The 899-nt window shown below is 45.1% G+C and carries 2 protein-coding genes; both read right to left on the bottom strand.

Translation table 11 applies throughout. The annotated features are described in order from the left end of the window. Nucleotides 1-449 (bottom strand): GNAT family acetyltransferase (locus tag A3739_RS06290; RefSeq protein ID WP_068500724.1); only part of this gene is annotated, 449 nt, incomplete at its 3' end. 68 nt (nucleotides 450-517) lie between these two features. Beyond that, a partial coding sequence (gene gspM / locus A3739_RS06295; protein WP_068500727.1) for a type II secretion system protein GspM occupies nucleotides 518-899 on the bottom strand: 382 nt, incomplete at its 5' end.

The raw sequence follows: 899 nt of genomic DNA on the forward strand, positions 1-899 counted from the left end.
CCGTAACCAAGACTACGGTGTTGGGCATCGACACCAATCAAAGGAAGCTCATGGTGCTCTCCGTGAGGAAGAACTTTATGAATTTGCTTATGATATTCAATGTATCGCCAAGTACTTTCAGAACCTGCCGTTAATAACATTCGCATTCGCCAAGCAAATTGCCGACTCAAATCAAGACGAACCACAGGGCTACCAACTAGAGCAACCGCGATCAAGCGACTGTCTAGTGTTAAACCGATTACTTCTTGATCTAACGAAAAGTGTAAGTGGCATAATTCCCGAATAGTGGCGCGTACTCGCTGATCATAGCCAGGACGTTCCGCTTGGAACAAATATTTGAAAGTAGGTTCGTGCTTGTAAGCACGAAATAGAATTGTTCTTGCTTCCTTAATGGCACTGGCATCAAGCCTTACTACACGCGCCTCTACTTCATCGGTGGTAATTGGCATCCTGGGACCCCTTTTATAGATGAACGAGCTAAACGTAGTGTGCTCATAAGAGCACAAGTGCAGTCAGTTTAGGACGATAGCGTCAACCTTGCACTAACAACACCGGGTTTATCTTCTTTTTCAACGGAAATTTGCTCGACCTGCACCCCAACACTACGTTCGAGAGTGCTGAGCCATGTGACTAATGTATCGAAGGACACATCTTCAACCCAGAGTTTGACCTTATTCTCTCCGCTAGGTTCAAAACGTTTTAGGTTTAATGATTGCTTTCGTGCCATGTTCGTCACAGTAGAAACCAATTGCTGGCTATTAAGATTAGAAGCATTCGACGTATTCGATGAAGAACTGCGCAGCTGATCGCGCGAACTCTTAACCAATTCAAGAAGAGCTGCTTTATCTTTTAGGTCTTGCTCGGCGCGATCCATATAGCTTTGTGCTGGCACCCACATT

It is taken from the genome of Oleiphilus sp. HI0067, assembly GCF_001635735.1.